Below are 14,454 nucleotides of genomic sequence, written 5' to 3'. Positions count from 1 at the left end.
GCTCAGCCCCCTGACGCGGCGTCGGTCGCCACGTCGGGGGCGGTGTCGGCGCGCACCGGCACGGCCCGCGTCCGGCGCGCGCCGTGCCGCAGCAGCAGCACGGCCAGCGCCAGCGTGAGCGCGCCCGCCGCGATCGCCAGCCCGGCCTGCCCGTCCGCCACGATCGACATGCCGAGCCCGACCAGCCCGCCGAGCACCCACACCAGCTGGTGCAGGGTCTCGGTGACCGCGAAGGTGGACGAGCGGACCTCTTCGCCGATCTCGCGCTGCACCACCGCGTCCATCGACAGCTTGCCGAGCGACTGGCCGAGCCCGGCGGCGAGCGCCACCAACAGCGCGGCCCACAGGCCGAACAGCACGGCGCCCGCGACGGCGGCGGCGGTCACCGCCGTCAGCGCGGCGTAGCCGATCAGGCGCGGCGCGCGCGCTTTGGCCCAGGCGCCGAGGGCGGTGCCGGCGAGGCCGCCCGCTCCCGCCGCGGCGGCCAGCAGCCCGAGCGCGGCGTCGCCGGACACCGGGTCGAAACGCTCCTGGCGCAGCAGGAACGCCAGATAGATGATCAGGAAGCCGGAGAAGGCGCGCAGCGCGGCGTTGGCCTGCATCGCCTCGGCGACGGCGGGGCCGACGCGCGGCAGCGTCCGCCACCGCCGCCGGGCCTGTTTCCCGGGCGCCGGGGCCTTCGCCTCCTCCGCGACGTCGGGGACGTCGGCGTGCCGGGGCAGCCGCACCGCGCCGACGCTGCCGAGCAGGAACACCGCGGTGCCGAGGCGCAGCAGCCACGCCGGCCCGATCCAGGCGGCCAGGCCCGCCGCGACCGGCACCACCGCCGACGCCGCGACCAGCCCGGCGAACGACGCCCGCGCGTTCGCGGTCACCAGCGTGACCCGCGCCGGCAGCACCCGGGGCGTGATCGCCGCGCGCAGCACCCCGAACGCCTTGGACAGCACCAGCACCCCGAACGCGGCGGGCAGGAACGTCACCTGGTCGCCGTGGGCGACCGCGCCCGCCATCGCCCAGCAGAGCAGCCCGCGCGCCGCGAACGTGCCGGCGACGGCGTAGCGGCTGATGTGGCGCATCCGGTCCAGCGCGGGCCCGATCAGCGGCGCGACGAGGGCGAACGGCGCCATCGTCACCAGCAGGTACAGGGCCACCTGGCCGCGCGCCTGGTCCACGTCCAGGCCGAAGAAGATCGTCCCGGCGAGGGCGACGGCGACCAGCGCGTCGCCCGCCGAGTTCAGCGCGGCGGTCTCGATCAGGGTGCCGAGGCCGCTCGATCCGGCGCCGTGCGCGTGCGTGGCGCGCCGGGCCAGCCGGGCCGCGCCGCGCGTCCCGGCGCGCACGCGCGCGCAGGCCCGGTACACCGGGCCGAGCCGTTCCCGCAGGTCCATCCGGCCTCCCTTCCGGGCCCTTGATCGAAGATACGTTCCCGGCGGGCGGGCCGCCTCACCCCGCCTTGACCGTGCTGTGGGCGTTCAGGGGGAGGCGGGGTGCGCGGACACGTCCTTCCATGGGCGAGAATTGACATGTGAGCCCACTCCGTCAGACCAGCCCCGCGCGCCGCACCCGCACACCCGCCGTCGACCCCGCCTGCGCCGGGGCCGTCGATCTGGCACGGGAGGCGGCCGACGAGACGGCCTGGCCGTCCAAGGCGGGCGAGCATCTCGGCCTGACCGTGGACGGCGACCGAGTGGTCACCCACTACTTCGAGTGCCTGGACCAGGCCTATGTCGGGTGGCGCTGGGCGGTGACGGTGGCGCGGGCGGCGCGCGCCCGCAACGTCACCGTCGACGAGGTCGTGCTGCTGCCCGGCGACCGGGCGCTGCTGGCCCCGGCGTGGGTGCCGTGGCTGGAGCGGCTGCGGCCGGGCGACCTCGGCCCCGGCGACCTGCTGCCGACCCCGGCCGACGACCCGCGGCTCGTCCCCGGCTTCACCGAGGTCAGCGACGCCACCGACGTGCAGCTGCAGTGGGAGCTCGGCCTCGGCCGGGTCCGGGTGATGTCGCAGGAGGGCCGCGACGAGGCCGCGGCGCGCTGGTACGAGGGCGTCGCCGGGCCGCGCGCCCCGATCGCGATGTCGGCCCCGGCGCACTGCGCCACCTGCGGCTTCTACCTGCCGCTCGCCGGCGGGCTGCGGCAGGTGTTCGGGGTGTGCGCCAACGAGTACGCGCCCGACGACGGCCGGGTGGTGTCGGCGGACCACGGCTGCGGCGCGCACTCGGAGGCCGTGGTGATCCCGCCCGCCTCCGAGCACGGCCCGCCGGTGCTGGACGAGCTGGACTACGAGATCGTCTCCACCGGCCCGATCGCCGATCCGGCGGCCGACGAAGCCCTCGGGCACAGCTGACCGCCCCGGTGGCGCTGCGGGCGGACCTGATCCGCGAACGGGTCCTGCGGGCGTGGGCGGACTCGCCCGCGCGGTTCCGCGAGGACGCCAACACCGAAGAGGACCACGCGCTCGGCGGCTACCGCGACCGGGTCGTGGTCGAGCTGGCGCAGAACGCCGCCGACGCCGCCGTCCGGGCCGGAGGACCGAGGCGCCCGGAGCCTGCGACGCGTCCCGGTGTTGGGGATGTCCCCCAGGGAAGCGGGGGGCCGAGGGGCCCGGAGCTTGCGACGCCCCTCGGTGTTGGGGGTGCCCCCCAAGGAAGCGGGGGGCCAGGGCGCCCGGAGCTTGCGACGCGCCTCGGTGTTGGGGGTGCCCCTCAAGGAAGCGGGGGGCCGAGGGGCCCGGAGCCTGCGACGCGCCTCGGCGTTGGGGGTGTCCCCCAAGGAAGCGGGGGGCCGAGGGGCCCGGAGCTTGCGACGCGCCGAGGTATTGGGGGTGCCCCCCAAGGAAGCGGAGCGCCGGGGCGGCTCCGGCTGGAGCTGTCCGGGAACCGGCTGAGCGCCTTCAACACCGGCGCGCCGCTGGACGCCGCCGGGGTCGAGGCGTTGTCGACGCTGCGCGCGTCGGCCAAACGCGACGACTCGGCCGCGGTGGGGCGTTTCGGCGTGGGGTTCGCCGCCGTCGTGGCGGTGAGCGACGAGCCGTCCATCGCCTCGGCGTCCGGCGGAGTCCAGTGGTCGGCCGAGCGCGCGCGCGAGCTGGTCCGTGAAATACCCGGGCTGGCCGAGGAGCTGACGCGTCGCAACGGCCAGGTTCCGCTGCTGCGCCTGCCGTTCGAAATCGATCCTCCGGAGCTTCCGGAGGGCTTCGCGACCGTCGTCCGCCTTCCGCTGCGCGACGACGCGGCCGTCCAGCAGGTGCGTCGGCAGCTCGACGAGGTCGGCCCGGCGCTGCTGCTGGCGCTCCCGGCGCTGGAATCCATCGAGATCGACGTTGACGGCGTCACCCGCACGGTTTCCCTGGCCGACGGCGAATGGCATACGGCAGAGGCGCACGGCGACGTGCCCGCCGAGCTGCTCGCCGACCGGCCCACCGAGGAGCGCGCGCGCTCCACCTGGCAGGTGCGGTGGACGCTGCCGCTGCCCGACGGCACACCGGCCGTCCTGCACGCCCCGACGCCCAGCGACGAGCGCCTCGACCTGCCCGCGCTGCTGATCGCCTCGTTCCCTCTCGCGCCCGACCGCCGCCACGTCGCGCCCGGCCCGCTGACCGACTTCCTGATCGAGCGCGCCGCCGAGACCTATGTCCGGCTGCTGAGCGAGCTGCCCGCCGCGCCCGCCGTCCTGGACCTGGTCCCCGCCGGTATCGCCGCCGGGGAGCTCGACGCCCGCCTGCGCCGCGCGATCATGGCGCTGCTGCCCGAGGCGCCGCTGCTGCCGGGCCGGCTGCGCGGCCGCGACGCCACCGTCGTGGACGCGCCCGCCGCCTTCGTGGAGTACCTCGGCGACGTGCTGCCCGGCCTCGTGCCGCCCGCCTGGCCGGCCCGCCACCCGGCGCTGACCGCCCTCGGCGTGCGCCGCATGGAGCTGGCCGACGTCGTGGACGCCCTCGCCGCCCTCGACCGCGAACCCGCCTGGTGGCACGGCCTCTACGACGCCCTCGGCGCCGCCTCCATCGAGGGGCTCGGCGCGCTGCCGGTCCCGCTCGCCTCGGACCGGCTGGTGCGCGGCCCGCGCGGGCTGCTGATCGCCGACGAGATCGACCCGGCGCCGCTGGAGCCGCTCGGGCTGCGCTTCGTCCACCCCGAGGCGGTGCACCCGCTGCTGTCGCGGCTCGGCGCCCTGGACGCCGGGCCCCGCGCGATCCTGGCCGACCCGGCCGTCCGCGCCGCCGCCGAGGACTCCTTCGACGCCGACGACCCCGCCGAGATCGCCGAGGCGGTCCTCGGCCTGGTCGCCGCCGCGCACCTGGACCCCGGCGACGAGCCGTGGCTGGCCGAGCTGGCCCTGCCCGGCGCCGACGGCGAGCTGTACGCGGCGGGCGAGCTGCTGCTGCCGGGCAGCCCGCTGCGCGAGATCATGGCCGATGACGCGCCGTTCGGCGTCGTCCCGGGCGACCTGCTGGAACGCTGGGGCGCCGACGCCCTCACCGCCGCCGGCGTGCTCGACGGGTTCGCGCTCGTGCGCGGCGAGGACGTCGACCTGACCGGCCTCGCCGACCAGGCCGAGTCGTTCCACCTCGACGACGAGGACCGCTGGGCCGAGGAGGTCCTGGACCGGCTCGGCATGCAGGAGCTGCCGCCGCTGCTGCCGGAGTTCCAGGCCGTCCGCGACCTGGAGCTCGTCGCGGACTGGCCCGCCGCGCTGCGCCTCCTCGCCGAGCCGCCGCTGCGCGCCGCCGTCGTCGAGCCCGCCTACGCCTCGCTGCACGGCGGGCGCCGCGCCGCCGTCCCCTCCTACACCGCGTGGTGGCTGCGCCGGCACCCGATCCTGGACGGCCGCCACCCCGCCGAGTTCCGGCTGCCCGGCGAGGACGACCTGCTCGCCGGCCTCTACGACCCCGCCCCCGAGGGCCTGGACGAGCAGTTGCTGCTCGCGCTCGGCGTGCGGACCTCGCTGGACGGCCTGCTGCGCGAGCCCGGCGGCGCCGCTGAACTGCTGGACCGCCTGGGCGACCCCGGCCGGGCCGTCACCCGCGAACGCCTCGGCGCGCTGTGGACGGCCCTCGCCGAAACCCCGGACCTGCGGCTGGACCCGCCCGCCCGCGTCCGCGCGATCGTGGACGGCGTCGTGGAGGTCGTCGACGCGGCCGACGCGCTCGTCCTGGACCGCCCCGACCTGCTGCCGCTGCTCACCGGCCAGCCCCTGGTGATCCCGGCGCACGGCACCGCCGAGCACCTGGCCGAGCTGCTGGACCTGCCGCTGGCGAGCGAGGAGGTCGCCGGGGCCGTCGAGACGGCAGGGGAGAAGCGGCCGGTTCCGGACATCGTCCGCGCCGTCCTGCCCGGCGCCCCGGAGAACTACACCGCGTACGAGAGCCTCGTCGTGGACGGCGTGCCGGTCACCTGGTGGTGCGGCGGCGGTGAACCGCACGCGGCCGGCGCCGCCGGCCTGGCCCGCGCGCTGGCCTGGACCTGCGGGGCCTGGCCCGACCGGCTGCTCGCCGAGGCGGTGCTGCGCGACCCCGGCCGCCTGCCCGACCTGCTCGCCGAAGCCGACCTGGAGTGAGACCCATGCACGACGACATCGCCGGCCTGCTCGCCGAGGCGGGCCGCCTCGCGCTGCGCTGGTTCCGCGCGGACCCGGCCGCGCTCGGCACCCTGGACAAGGGCGGCCCGGGCGGCTACGACCCGGTGACCGAGGCCGACAAGGCCGTGGAGACGCTGCTGCGCGCGGGCCTGGCCGAGCGCTTCCCCGCCGACCGCGTCCTCGGCGAGGAGCAGGGCCTCACCGGCGACCCGGCGGCGCGGCGCTGCTGGGTGATCGACCCGATCGACGGGACCAAGGCGTTCGTCAGCGGCGTCCCCGCCTGGGGCATCCTGGTCGGCCTGCTGGACGGCGACCGCCCCGTCGCCGGCTGGATGCACCAGCCCTACCTCGGCGAGACGTTCGCGGCCGTCGACGGCGCCGGCACCTTCACCGGGCCCGCCGGCCGGTCACCGCTGCGCACCCGCGCCACGACCGCGCTGGGCGACGCCGTCATGTACACCACGCACCCGAGCATGTTCGCCACCGACGACGAGCGGGCGGCGTTCGAGCGGATCTCCGGCGCGGTGCGGCTGCAGCGCTTCGGCGGCGACTGCTACTCCTACTGCCTGCTCGCGCTCGGCCAGCTCGACCTGGTCGTGGAGAACCAGCTGCACTCCTACGACATCGTCCCCCTCATCCCGATCATCGAGGCGGCGGGCGGCGTGGTCACCGACCGGCAGGGCCGCACCCCGGTCGAGGGCGGCTTCGTCATCGCGGCGGCCACCCCGCAGCTGCACGCCGAGGCGCTGGCCGTTCTCGGCTAGGAGACGTTGCGGCGGGCGGCGCGCTCGGCCTCCTGCCGGGCCCGCCCGGACTGCAGGCGCGGCGTGTACCAGGACGCGAACAGGCCGATCACGATGCCGCTCACGCACACCCACAGCCACCAGCGGTCCCGGCCCGGCAGATCCAGCAGCAGCAGGACCACCAGGGCGACCGCCCAGGCGGCGGTGCCGGCGAGCGCGATCCGCACGTCGCTGGTCTGCAGCGGAGGCGGATCCGGACGGCGTTGGCGCGGCATGCGCTCAGGTTAACCGGCAAGTAGGGGCTTTTCGTCACCGCCGTCCCTGTTTTCGGCGGCCGCCCGCACCACCGCCGCCGCGAGCCGGTCGTTCTCCGGCGCCCCGCCGCCGCCGGCGTCGGGGAAGCGGCGCCGCGTGTAGCCGTAGGCGATCCCGCTGCGCGGATCGGCGAACGCCTGCGCGCCCACCGCGCCGCTGTGCCCGAAGGCGTCCGCGCCGAGGAAGGGGTACCGGACGCCCTGCGCCTCGAAGCCGAGCGCGAAGTGGTCGCGTTCCCCGGTGACCAGGTCGGTGCCCCGCCAGCGGACCTCGGCGAACTCCGCGACGGTCGCGGGCCGCAGCAGGTCGAGCGCCGCCGCGTACATGCCGGACAGTCCCCGCGCGTTGCCGACACTGCCCGACGACGCCGGGCCGAGCGCCCGCACGGCCCGGGTGTTGGCGAACGCCACCAGGTCCGTGGGCACGTTGAAGGCGATGCCGGTCAGGCTGCGCGGGTCTGGCTGCGGCCGATCGGCCAGGGAGGGGCGCACCGGGACGTACCGCCCCTCCTGCTCCGCGGGCAGCCCGAGGTAGAAGTCCAGCCCGTAGGGGGCGCGGACGCGCTCCTCGTACAGCTCCTGGATCGAGCGCCCGGTGGCCCGGCGCACCACCTCGCCGGTCAGCGCCCCGATCACGAACGCGTGGTAGCCGTAGGCCGTGCCGGGCTCCCAGAACGGCCGCTGCCCCGCCAGCCGCGCCGCGAGCAGCCGGTCGTCGGCCAGCTCCGCCACCGTGAGCCCGCCGTCGACGCCGATGACGCCGGACCGGTGCGCCAGCAGCTCGCGCAGGGTGAGCCGGTCCTTGCCCTCGGCGGCGAACTCGGGCCAGTAGCGGGCGACCCGCTCGTCCAGGTCCAGGACGCCGTCCTGCGCCAGCAGCGCGACGACCAGGTGCGCCGCGCCCTTGGCGGAGGAGTACAGGCCGTGCAGCGAGTCGCCCGTCACGCCGTCCCCGGCCCACAGGTCGACGACCAGGCGGCCGTCCACATGGACGGCGAGCTGCGCGCCCGGATCGGGCTCGGCGGCGACGACGGCGGCGAACTCCCGCCGGACCTGCTCGTACCCCCGCGCGACGGTGCCGTTGACGCGCATCACTCCACCGTCCCTTCCTCGGCGCTGACCAGCGAGCCGATGGCCGCGAAGAACGCGCCGATGCCGGGCAGGTTGGCGCCCTTGGCGCGGGAGGCGGCGAAGTCCTCGGGCGTGCGCCAGCGCACGATGTCCAGCCATTCGCCGCCGGGGAGCCGCACCAGCTCGGCGCCGAGGAAGCCCGCGCGGTCGGCGCGGAAGTCGGCCAGCATGCGCGGCCGGGCGGCCAGCAGGGCCTCGGTCTGCTCGGGGGCCACCGTGAAACGGGTCAGCTCGACGGTCGTCATCGTCGTCTCCTTCTCGTCGACCGATGATCGAGACGATATAGTCACCTCTGGATACAGTCAAGATAGGTGACCAAATGGAGGCGGCATGCGGCGCAGCGAACGCAAGCGAACGGATCCGGACCTCGGCGTCCTCACGGCGCGGCTGCTGTTCGCCGTCCAGCAGGAGCTCTTCGAGACCCTCGCCGAGCAGGGGCACGCCGACCTGCGCGCCCAGCACGGCGCCGTCCTCGCCTACCTGGACGAGGAGGGCAGCCGCGCCACCGACCTCGCCCGCCGCTCGGGCCAGCACAAGCAGGTCGTCGGCAAGCTGCTCGACGAGCTGGAAGCGCTCGGCTACGTCGAGCGCCGCCCCGACCCGGCCGACCGCCGCGCCAAGCTCATCGTCCCGACGGCCCGCGGGCTCGACCAGATGCGCCGCTCGGACGCCATCCTCGCCGCCATCGAGGAACGCCACGCGCGGGCCGTCGGCGCGGCGGAGTACGCCGGGTTCAAGGACGTCTTCCGCCGCCTCGCCGACCGGCAGCGCGCCTGGCGGGACGAGGCCGGCCCGGCGTAGCCCGTCACTCCCGGGGGAGGGTGGCGTCGGGCTTGTGCCCGGCCTCGGCCTGCCTGATGCGCTTGACGAACATGCCGGCGGTCTGGGGCAGCGTCACCTCGTAGCCGCCGCGCTCCACGATCACCGTCGCGACGACCGCGCCGACGTGCGTGGTGAGGTAGTAGCCCTTCAGGCCGCCCGCCGTGCGCGCGTAGGCGTGGCTGCCCTCGCCGAACGTCCCCTCCGCCTTCAGGGGCTCGTACCCGGCGAACCTGGCGGCCTGCTGCCGGTAGTGCTCGTCGGCGTCGGCCTTGGCGCCGAAGGTGGTCATCTGGAAGGTGACGGTGAGCCCGTTGTTCAGCCGCCACTTGACGTGGCCGAACCAGCGGCCCTTGCACTGCTGGTCGCTGGGGCAGCCCAGGTGGCCCGAGGCGCCGGTGACGCCCGCCGTCACCGGCTCCCACGCGCCCATCGCATAGCGGTCGGGAAGCGCCTGCCGCACCTGCTGTGCGGTGAGCCCCGCCTCCGGCCGGGCCGCGCCCGCGCCGGAGGAGGGCGCCGCGGAGGCCGCACGGGTCTGCTCCGGCCCCTGCTCCGCCGCCGGCCCGCACGCCGTCAGCGCACCGGCCGCCACCGCCGCCACCACGTATCCGAACCGCATCCGCACCCCTTCGATGATCAAACCGGGGAGCAGCGTAACGGTGCCGCCCGGCCCGGGAACCCGGGGGTGGTGAGCCGCCGGCCCGACGAGGTGATCATCAGGGCCTCGTGGCCGGCCAGGTGCTCCAGCGCCGCCGGACCCCGCGCCGCGGCGGCGGTGGCGTGCACGTCGGCCCACAGCAGGTCAGGGCCGACGACGGTGACGGCCCGGACCGGCGTGGCGGCCCGGCCGGTGAACGGGTCGACGATGTGGGCGCCCCGGTGCGCGCTGCCCGACGTCGCCACCGCGCCGTCGCACAGGGGGACCACGCCGAGGAGCCGGCCCGGGTCCGCGGGGTCCTCGACGCCGATCCGCCACGGCGGCCCGCCGGCGGGCGTGCGCACCAGGACGTCGCCGCCGGCGTTGAGGCACCAGCCGTACCCGTCCAGGCCGGCCAGATGCCGGGCGGCCCGCTGCACCGCCCACCCCTTGACCAGCCCGGACGGGTCATAACGGGGCCGGCCGGTGCGCGGGTCGGGCAGCCCGGCCGGGTCGAACCAGCCGCCGGTGCGCTCCCGGGCCCGCTCGCACAGCTCCACGACCCGCGCCAGGTCCGCGTCCGCGTCGCCCAGGCACAGCTCGCCGCGCTCCCACCGCGACAGGTCGCTGCCGTCGCGGTAGGGGCTGAGGACGGCGTCGGCGCGGCGCAGCTCGGCGAACACCCGCGCGACGCCCTCCGCCACGGGCGCGGCGCCCGGGTCGGCGCCGCGCACGTGGACGCTGACCGGCAGCCCCATGATCTGCTCGACCCACGCGCGGCGCGCGGTCACGACAGGTGGGCGGCGTCGAGGGCGGCCTGCAGCGACCGCCGGTAGCCGTCGCTGGTGACGGTCGCGCCGGAGACGGTGTCGATCTCGGCGCTCTGGGCGTCCAGGACCTCCTGCCGCAGGACGGGCAGCGCGGCGGCGTTGATCTCCTCGTCGCGGTGGTTGCCGTCGGGCCGGACCGGCACCGCCACATCGACGATCTTCCCGCCGGACACGGTGACGGTGACCTGCACCGGCCCCCACCGGGTCTGCGCGACCGAGCCCTTGTAGGTCGCCTGGCCCGCCGCCGCCGGCGGACTGCTCGAAGCGACGACGGGCGCGGCGCTGTTCGTCGAGGTGCGGTAGCTGAACAGCAGCACCAGCGCCGACACCGTCGACAACAGCCACAGGGTGATTCTTCGCATCGTCGCTTCCCTCGGGTTACCAGGCGAACTGTTCGGTGTGCAGGCGGTCGGCGCGGACGCCCGCCGACCGCGCGGCTTCACGCACCGCGGCGGTCCAGCCGTCCGGGCCGCAGACGAAGACGTGCGCGTCCGAGACGGCGGGGACGGCCTGCCGCAGCGCCTCGGCATCGCCGAGATGAGCCAGCGTGCGCGGCAGCCACGACGGCCGGTCGGCGCGCGGCCCGAGCACCGGGACGACCCGCACCCCGCGCTCCCCGGCCAGCCGATCCAGCTCCGCACCGAACGCCAGCTCCCGCTCATCGCGCACCCGGTAGAGCAGCGTGGCGTCACCGGGGCCGTAGGGCAGGTCCCACAGCAGGGCCAGCAGCGGCGTGATGCCGACCCCGCAGGCCAGCATCACCAGCGGGCCGCCCGAATACGTCTCGCCGGTCAGCTTCCCGTAGGGACCCTCGATCAGCGCCCGCGTGCCGGGGCGCAGCGCCGCGACCCGGGCGCTGCCGTCGCCCAGGTCCTTCACGGTGACGCGCACCAGATCACCGCGCGGGGTACCCGACAGCGAGTACGGATGCGCCCGCGACCAGCCGGGCCCGTCCAGGAAGCGCCACAGGAAGAACTGGCCCGCCCGGACCGGCAGCTCGTCCAGCCGGCGCCCGCGCAGATAGACCGAGGTGAGGCCGGGCCCCTCGGGCACGACATGGCTGACCGCCAGGCGGTGCCGCAGGTTGCGCCGGACCGGCGCCCCGACCCGCCACACCAGTACCGCGCCGGCCGCCACCACGTACAACGTCCACCAGTACGCCCGCGCGAGCGCGGAACCGGCGAAGTCCGCACCGGCCCACACCTGGTGCGGCAGCGCCAACCCCACGCCCAGGTAGGCGTACAGGTGCAGCAGATGCCAGGACTCGTAGCGCAGCCGCCGCCGGGCCGCCCGCAGCGAGGTGACGACGACCATGACCAGCGCGGCACTGCCGGCGGCGGCCAGCAGCATCCCCGGATAGGAGACGAGCATGTCCCACACCTCGGCGACCACATTCGTACGGGCTTCCCCGGCGTAACCGGCCACGATCAGCACGATGTGCAGCAGCATCAGGTGGAACGAGACGAAGCCCGTCCACCGGTGCCAACGGGCCAGGCGGTCCTGCCCGAAAGCCCGCTCCACCAGCGGAATCCGCGCCAGCAACAGCACCTGCAGCAGCAGCAGGTCCGACGCCAGCAGCCCCGACAACCGGCCCGCCGACGACACCGCCTCCCAGCCGCCGCCCACCACCTGCTGCACACCTCGGTCATGCACCCACAAGGCCGCGACGACCAGCAGGCTCAGTCCCGCGCCAACACCGGCCGCATCGGCCCACCAGCGGGGAGCCGGCCGGCGGCCATAAGGACGGGAATCGACGGTGATGGTCACGCACACCACTGTCAGCGAACTTCATGAAAGCGCGGCCCGCCGTCCCTGAGAATTGCATGAGAAGCCGGCCGGGCAGGACCATCCCCGCAGCTCAGACCATGTGCGGCGCGCCGTCCGGACGCCACTCGCAGGGCGACGGGACCCCGCCAGGCACGCGGCATGGCCCGCCGCTGTCGGTGCCGGCGGCCATGATGACCGGATGGATGATCTGGAGTTCCTTCGGCGCGAGTTCGCAGCCGAAGAGGGGAGCTTCCTCGCCGGGCTCCGCCCGGACATGGTCTGGGACAAGGCGGCCTTCACCCGGCTGGAGCAGGCGATGCGGCGCGTGTGCGCCGCCTACGAAGGCCACGACGAACTTCCCCGCTGGCTCGTCGAGGGATTCTGGGCATGCTCCGACGGGGTACGCGACTGGACCGGCCATCCCGCCTTTCCCCGCCCGGCACCCGAGGACTACTACAACAACGCCATCGAGCGGCTCTTCGACCTCCAGTACTGGTTCGTGATGGGCGAATCGCCCTACCTCCCGGGCACGCCCTGGGAGGAGCTCTGACCCGGTCGTGTGCCGGCGGCGCTGCGCGTGGAGGCCGCTCACACCGCTTCGATCTCGACAGCGCGGGAGATCTTCGCCGAAGCCGCCATCAGCGGCGCGCTCGTCGCCGGACGGCTCGACCTGGCCATCGCGCACGGGTGGCCATGCCCTCGGTCGGCACCAGGGCAGGCCGCGGGGGCCGACGGTGCCGGCGAGCCGGCCGGCCTGGGAGATCCGTGGTGACCGCTGAGAACCCAGCGAACCGGCGTCACGATCGGGCAGATACGCGGATCGACGGCCGGGAGGAGCCGGTCTGCAGGAGAAGGGTTCTCACAGGTCAGTGGCGACTTCACCGGGGCTGCCGTCCGGATTCTTAAGGGCGGCGACCGTAAGGTGGCGATCATGCCGATTTTTCCGTCCGACGCGCCGTTGCGGCTTGGCTGGCCGCAGCGCTTTCACGCCGTGCACCGGGGCCGCGAGTTCCGGGCGTCGTCCGACGAACTGGCGGCCGAGGCGGTGCTGGAGCCGGTCACGGAGCCCGGTGCGCCCGGCGCCCCGGTGCGGGCGGACGGACCAGGGCTGCGCGTCGATCCGGCGGAACTGGACTCCTGGACCCGCGACTGGATCACCTTCCGCTGGCGCGGCGAGCCCTTCGTCTACCGAAGCCACGACCAGACAGCGGGCGTGGTGGCCGGCGACTACACCGGCGGCGACCAGGCCTTCGCCGACGCGCACCTGCACCGGTACGGCGAGAACAGCATCGGCTACGTCCCGCTCGATGAGATCACCGACCTGAGCCAGGAGCAGGAGGACCTGCTGGCGATCCGCGCGACCGAGGCCCGGGCCCTGGAGAGCCTGGGCCCCTTCACCGGAGACCGCACCTACCTCGACCGGGGCGAGGAGTTCGAGCCGTACGCGCTGGACGGCCTCTGGGTGAAATGCCGCTACCTGGGCCGCAACTACTTCGTCTGGGCCCACTGGGTCCTGCAGACCGAGTCCTCCCCGGACGGCGGCACGACCGGCTTCGTCCACGTCCGCCCTTCCACCCTCCTTGACACGCTCCAGCCCCGATCAGAGGCGTGAGCACTCCGGCGGCTCAGCGGAGAAGAACCGGGCCACCGGGGCGAGCGCACCGCCCTGCGCGGAGACGTCCAGACGCCGAGATGTGACGGTGGGCACCGGCTCCGCCGCACCGGAGTACGCCTGCGAGGGCGAGGTCAGCGGACGGGATACGCGTCAGTCGTCCCCGCTGCCGAAGCAGGCCGGGCAGTCCGCCTCGGCGTAGGTCCGCGCGGTGACGACGACGCCGGCGCCCAGGCAGACCCGGCACAACCCCGAGTCGCGCACGGCCGGATGGTCGGAGATCGGCGGCAGCGGCCCGCGCGGCTCGTCGGCATGGAACGGAGGCCGCGGCCCCTGCGCGCTCGGACGACCGGCCCCCTCGCACACCCAGCACTTCACCGAGGACCAGTAACCGTCCCGTCGGATGAAGGCGACCTCGCCCCGGCCTTTGCACTGGGCGCAGGACGATCCGTTCCAGGGGTCGGCCACTGTTCCACCTCACCACTGAGATCCGCCCGATTTCTGCACAAGAGCTTAGGAAGCAGACCCCCGGCCGTGGAAGGTCTCACCGCAACCCAGAGACGGGTCTGGCCGGAACCGGCGTCCAGCTGTACGGGGAAGCCCCTGAGATGGACGGGACCGCCGAGAGCGGCCGGGACGGAGCACGAGCCCAGGAACACAGGCGGCGGCGTAGCCGTTGAACCCTGTACGAGGACGCTTCTGAGCGCAGCCGCCTGCCGTGGGCCCCGGGTCCGTGGCCAGGCAACTTGACGTCTGCGCGGAGAGCGCGTAAGTTATCTCCTTGTCCCCGGAGGGATGCAGGACGCCGTTGGTGGTGGCCGGCCCGTGGGGAACCCTCACTGTCTCAACCGACACGGATTTCGCCGTGCCTGTTGTGCTGTGCCGGGACCGGAAAAAGCCCGATTTTGCGAAACGGGCCGGATCTGGTGAAATAGCGACACCGCTCCGAAAGGCGCCGCGAAAGCGAACGCCGGCCGGGACGGATCAGGGAAAAGCCGGTGAAATTGACAGACCGGCCGGAACT

At 75.0% G+C, this 14,454-nt stretch carries 15 protein-coding genes and 2 pseudogenes; 7 read left to right on the top strand and 10 right to left on the bottom strand.

Annotated features, from left to right (window positions below; translation table 11 throughout):
• Positions 1 to 2: 2 nt before the first annotated feature.
• Entirely contained in the window at positions 3 to 1,388 is a 1,386-nt protein-coding gene (locus ACRB68_RS39730; protein WP_153542188.1) for an MFS transporter, read from the bottom strand.
• A gap of 137 nt (positions 1,389 to 1,525) precedes the next feature.
• Between ACRB68_RS39730 and ACRB68_RS39725 the strand changes: the two genes are divergently transcribed.
• The 4 genes and pseudogenes from ACRB68_RS39725 (at position 1,526) to ACRB68_RS39710 (ending at position 6,338) form a co-directional block, all read left to right on the top strand.
• Positions 1,526 to 2,344, top strand: a complete 819-nt coding sequence (locus ACRB68_RS39725; RefSeq protein ID WP_328595350.1) for a DUF3027 domain-containing protein — start codon at positions 1,526 to 1,528, stop codon at positions 2,342 to 2,344.
• Positions 2,341 to 2,533: pseudogene (locus ACRB68_RS42930) on the top strand (hypothetical protein); the annotation flags it as partial. The gene ACRB68_RS39725 and the pseudogene ACRB68_RS42930, both read left to right, overlap by 4 nt.
• Before the next feature lie 305 nt (positions 2,534 to 2,838).
• Positions 2,839 to 5,553 (top strand): annotated as a pseudogene (locus tag ACRB68_RS39715) (sacsin N-terminal ATP-binding-like domain-containing protein); the annotation flags it as partial.
• Positions 5,554 to 5,558: 5 nt separating this feature from the next.
• The gene (locus ACRB68_RS39710) at positions 5,559 to 6,338 is read left to right on the top strand and encodes an inositol monophosphatase family protein (protein WP_153542186.1); all 780 of its coding nucleotides are present in this window, start codon (positions 5,559 to 5,561) and stop codon (positions 6,336 to 6,338) included.
• Here ACRB68_RS39710 and ACRB68_RS39705 read toward each other — a convergent pair.
• Genes ACRB68_RS39705 through ACRB68_RS39695 form a run of 3 tightly spaced genes read right to left on the bottom strand, consistent with a single transcriptional unit; the run spans position 6,335 to position 8,007 of the window.
• On the bottom strand, positions 6,335 to 6,592 hold the full coding sequence (locus ACRB68_RS39705; protein WP_153542184.1) for a DUF2530 domain-containing protein: 258 nt from the start codon (positions 6,590 to 6,592) through the stop codon (positions 6,335 to 6,337). The two genes, ACRB68_RS39710 and ACRB68_RS39705, sit on opposite strands and share 4 nt — an antisense overlap.
• A 9-nt stretch (positions 6,593 to 6,601) precedes the next feature.
• Positions 6,602 to 7,723, bottom strand: a complete 1,122-nt coding sequence (locus ACRB68_RS39700) for a serine hydrolase domain-containing protein (protein WP_153542182.1) — start codon at positions 7,721 to 7,723, stop codon at positions 6,602 to 6,604.
• On the bottom strand, positions 7,723 to 8,007 hold the full coding sequence (locus tag ACRB68_RS39695; protein ID WP_153542180.1) for an antibiotic biosynthesis monooxygenase family protein: 285 nt from the start codon (positions 8,005 to 8,007) through the stop codon (positions 7,723 to 7,725). The genes ACRB68_RS39700 and ACRB68_RS39695 overlap by 1 nt, the downstream gene beginning before the upstream one ends.
• Before the next feature lie 85 nt (positions 8,008 to 8,092).
• Here ACRB68_RS39695 and ACRB68_RS39690 point away from each other — a divergent pair, with 85 nt between their 5' ends.
• Positions 8,093 to 8,563 (top strand): MarR family winged helix-turn-helix transcriptional regulator, encoded by a 471-nt coding sequence (locus ACRB68_RS39690; protein ID WP_153542178.1) that lies wholly within the window; start codon positions 8,093 to 8,095, stop codon positions 8,561 to 8,563.
• 4 nt (positions 8,564 to 8,567) lie between these two features.
• Here ACRB68_RS39690 and ACRB68_RS39685 read toward each other — a convergent pair whose 3' ends face one another.
• Genes ACRB68_RS39685 through ACRB68_RS39670 form a run of 4 tightly spaced genes read right to left on the bottom strand, consistent with a single transcriptional unit; the run spans position 8,568 to position 11,689 of the window.
• Entirely contained in the window at positions 8,568 to 9,203 is a 636-nt protein-coding gene (locus ACRB68_RS39685) for a hypothetical protein (RefSeq protein ID WP_153542176.1), read from the bottom strand.
• 17 nt (positions 9,204 to 9,220) lie between these two features.
• Entirely contained in the window at positions 9,221 to 10,012 is a 792-nt protein-coding gene (locus ACRB68_RS39680; RefSeq protein WP_207710003.1) for an FAD:protein FMN transferase, read from the bottom strand.
• Positions 10,009 to 10,413 carry an FMN-binding protein gene (locus tag ACRB68_RS39675; RefSeq protein WP_153542174.1) on the bottom strand — a complete coding sequence of 135 codons (405 nt, stop codon included), beginning with the start codon at positions 10,411 to 10,413 and terminating at the stop codon, positions 10,009 to 10,011. Before ACRB68_RS39675 ends, ACRB68_RS39680 begins: the two co-directional genes overlap by 4 nt.
• A gap of 16 nt (positions 10,414 to 10,429) precedes the next feature.
• On the bottom strand, positions 10,430 to 11,689 hold the full coding sequence (locus tag ACRB68_RS39670; protein ID WP_207710002.1) for a ferredoxin reductase family protein: 1,260 nt from the start codon (positions 11,687 to 11,689) through the stop codon (positions 10,430 to 10,432).
• Positions 11,690 to 12,017: 328 nt separating this feature from the next.
• Between ACRB68_RS39670 and ACRB68_RS39665 the strand changes: the two genes are divergently transcribed.
• Both ACRB68_RS39665 and ACRB68_RS39660 read left to right on the top strand, forming a co-directional pair.
• The gene (locus ACRB68_RS39665; protein WP_153542170.1) at positions 12,018 to 12,368 is read left to right on the top strand and encodes a hypothetical protein; all 351 of its coding nucleotides are present in this window, start codon (positions 12,018 to 12,020) and stop codon (positions 12,366 to 12,368) included.
• 381 nt (positions 12,369 to 12,749) lie between these two features.
• Positions 12,750 to 13,430, top strand: a complete 681-nt coding sequence (locus ACRB68_RS39660; protein WP_153542168.1) for a hypothetical protein — start codon at positions 12,750 to 12,752, stop codon at positions 13,428 to 13,430.
• 153 nt (positions 13,431 to 13,583) lie between these two features.
• Here the strand turns inward: ACRB68_RS39660 and ACRB68_RS39655 are convergent, their stop codons facing one another.
• Positions 13,584 to 13,898 (bottom strand): hypothetical protein, encoded by a 315-nt coding sequence (locus ACRB68_RS39655; protein ID WP_153542166.1) that lies wholly within the window; start codon positions 13,896 to 13,898, stop codon positions 13,584 to 13,586.
• A gap of 376 nt (positions 13,899 to 14,274) precedes the next feature.
• Positions 14,275 to 14,454: hypothetical protein (locus ACRB68_RS40845; protein WP_207710001.1), on the bottom strand; the 180-nt coding region annotated here is incomplete at its 5' end.

It is taken from the genome of Actinomadura macrotermitis, from assembly GCF_009604375.1.
Classification (GTDB): domain Bacteria; phylum Actinomycetota; class Actinomycetes; order Streptosporangiales; family Streptosporangiaceae; genus Spirillospora; species Spirillospora macrotermitis.
This window is presented reverse-complemented; position numbering and strand designations above follow the sequence as displayed.

What these genes read in the sequence shown, in the direction of transcription:
- ACRB68_RS39730 (WP_153542188.1), bottom strand. Translation starts at nt 1,388, where the DNA reads ATGGACCTGCGGGAACGGCTCGGCCCGGTGTACCGGGCCTGCGCGCGC.
- ACRB68_RS39710 (WP_153542186.1), top strand. Translation starts at nt 5,559, where the DNA reads ATGCACGACGACATCGCCGGCCTGCTCGCCGAGGCGGGCCGCCTCGCG.
- ACRB68_RS39705 (WP_153542184.1), bottom strand. Translation starts at nt 6,592, where the DNA reads ATGCCGCGCCAACGCCGTCCGGATCCGCCTCCGCTGCAGACCAGCGAC.
- ACRB68_RS39700 (WP_153542182.1), bottom strand. Translation starts at nt 7,723, where the DNA reads ATGCGCGTCAACGGCACCGTCGCGCGGGGGTACGAGCAGGTCCGGCGG.
- ACRB68_RS39695 (WP_153542180.1), bottom strand. Translation starts at nt 8,007, where the DNA reads ATGACGACCGTCGAGCTGACCCGTTTCACGGTGGCCCCCGAGCAGACC.
- ACRB68_RS39690 (WP_153542178.1), top strand. Translation starts at nt 8,093, where the DNA reads ATGCGGCGCAGCGAACGCAAGCGAACGGATCCGGACCTCGGCGTCCTC.
- ACRB68_RS39685 (WP_153542176.1), bottom strand. Translation starts at nt 9,203, where the DNA reads ATGCGGTTCGGATACGTGGTGGCGGCGGTGGCGGCCGGTGCGCTGACG.
- ACRB68_RS39675 (WP_153542174.1), bottom strand. Translation starts at nt 10,413, where the DNA reads ATGCGAAGAATCACCCTGTGGCTGTTGTCGACGGTGTCGGCGCTGGTG.
- ACRB68_RS39665 (WP_153542170.1), top strand. Translation starts at nt 12,018, where the DNA reads ATGGATGATCTGGAGTTCCTTCGGCGCGAGTTCGCAGCCGAAGAGGGG.
- ACRB68_RS39660 (WP_153542168.1), top strand. Translation starts at nt 12,750, where the DNA reads ATGCCGATTTTTCCGTCCGACGCGCCGTTGCGGCTTGGCTGGCCGCAG.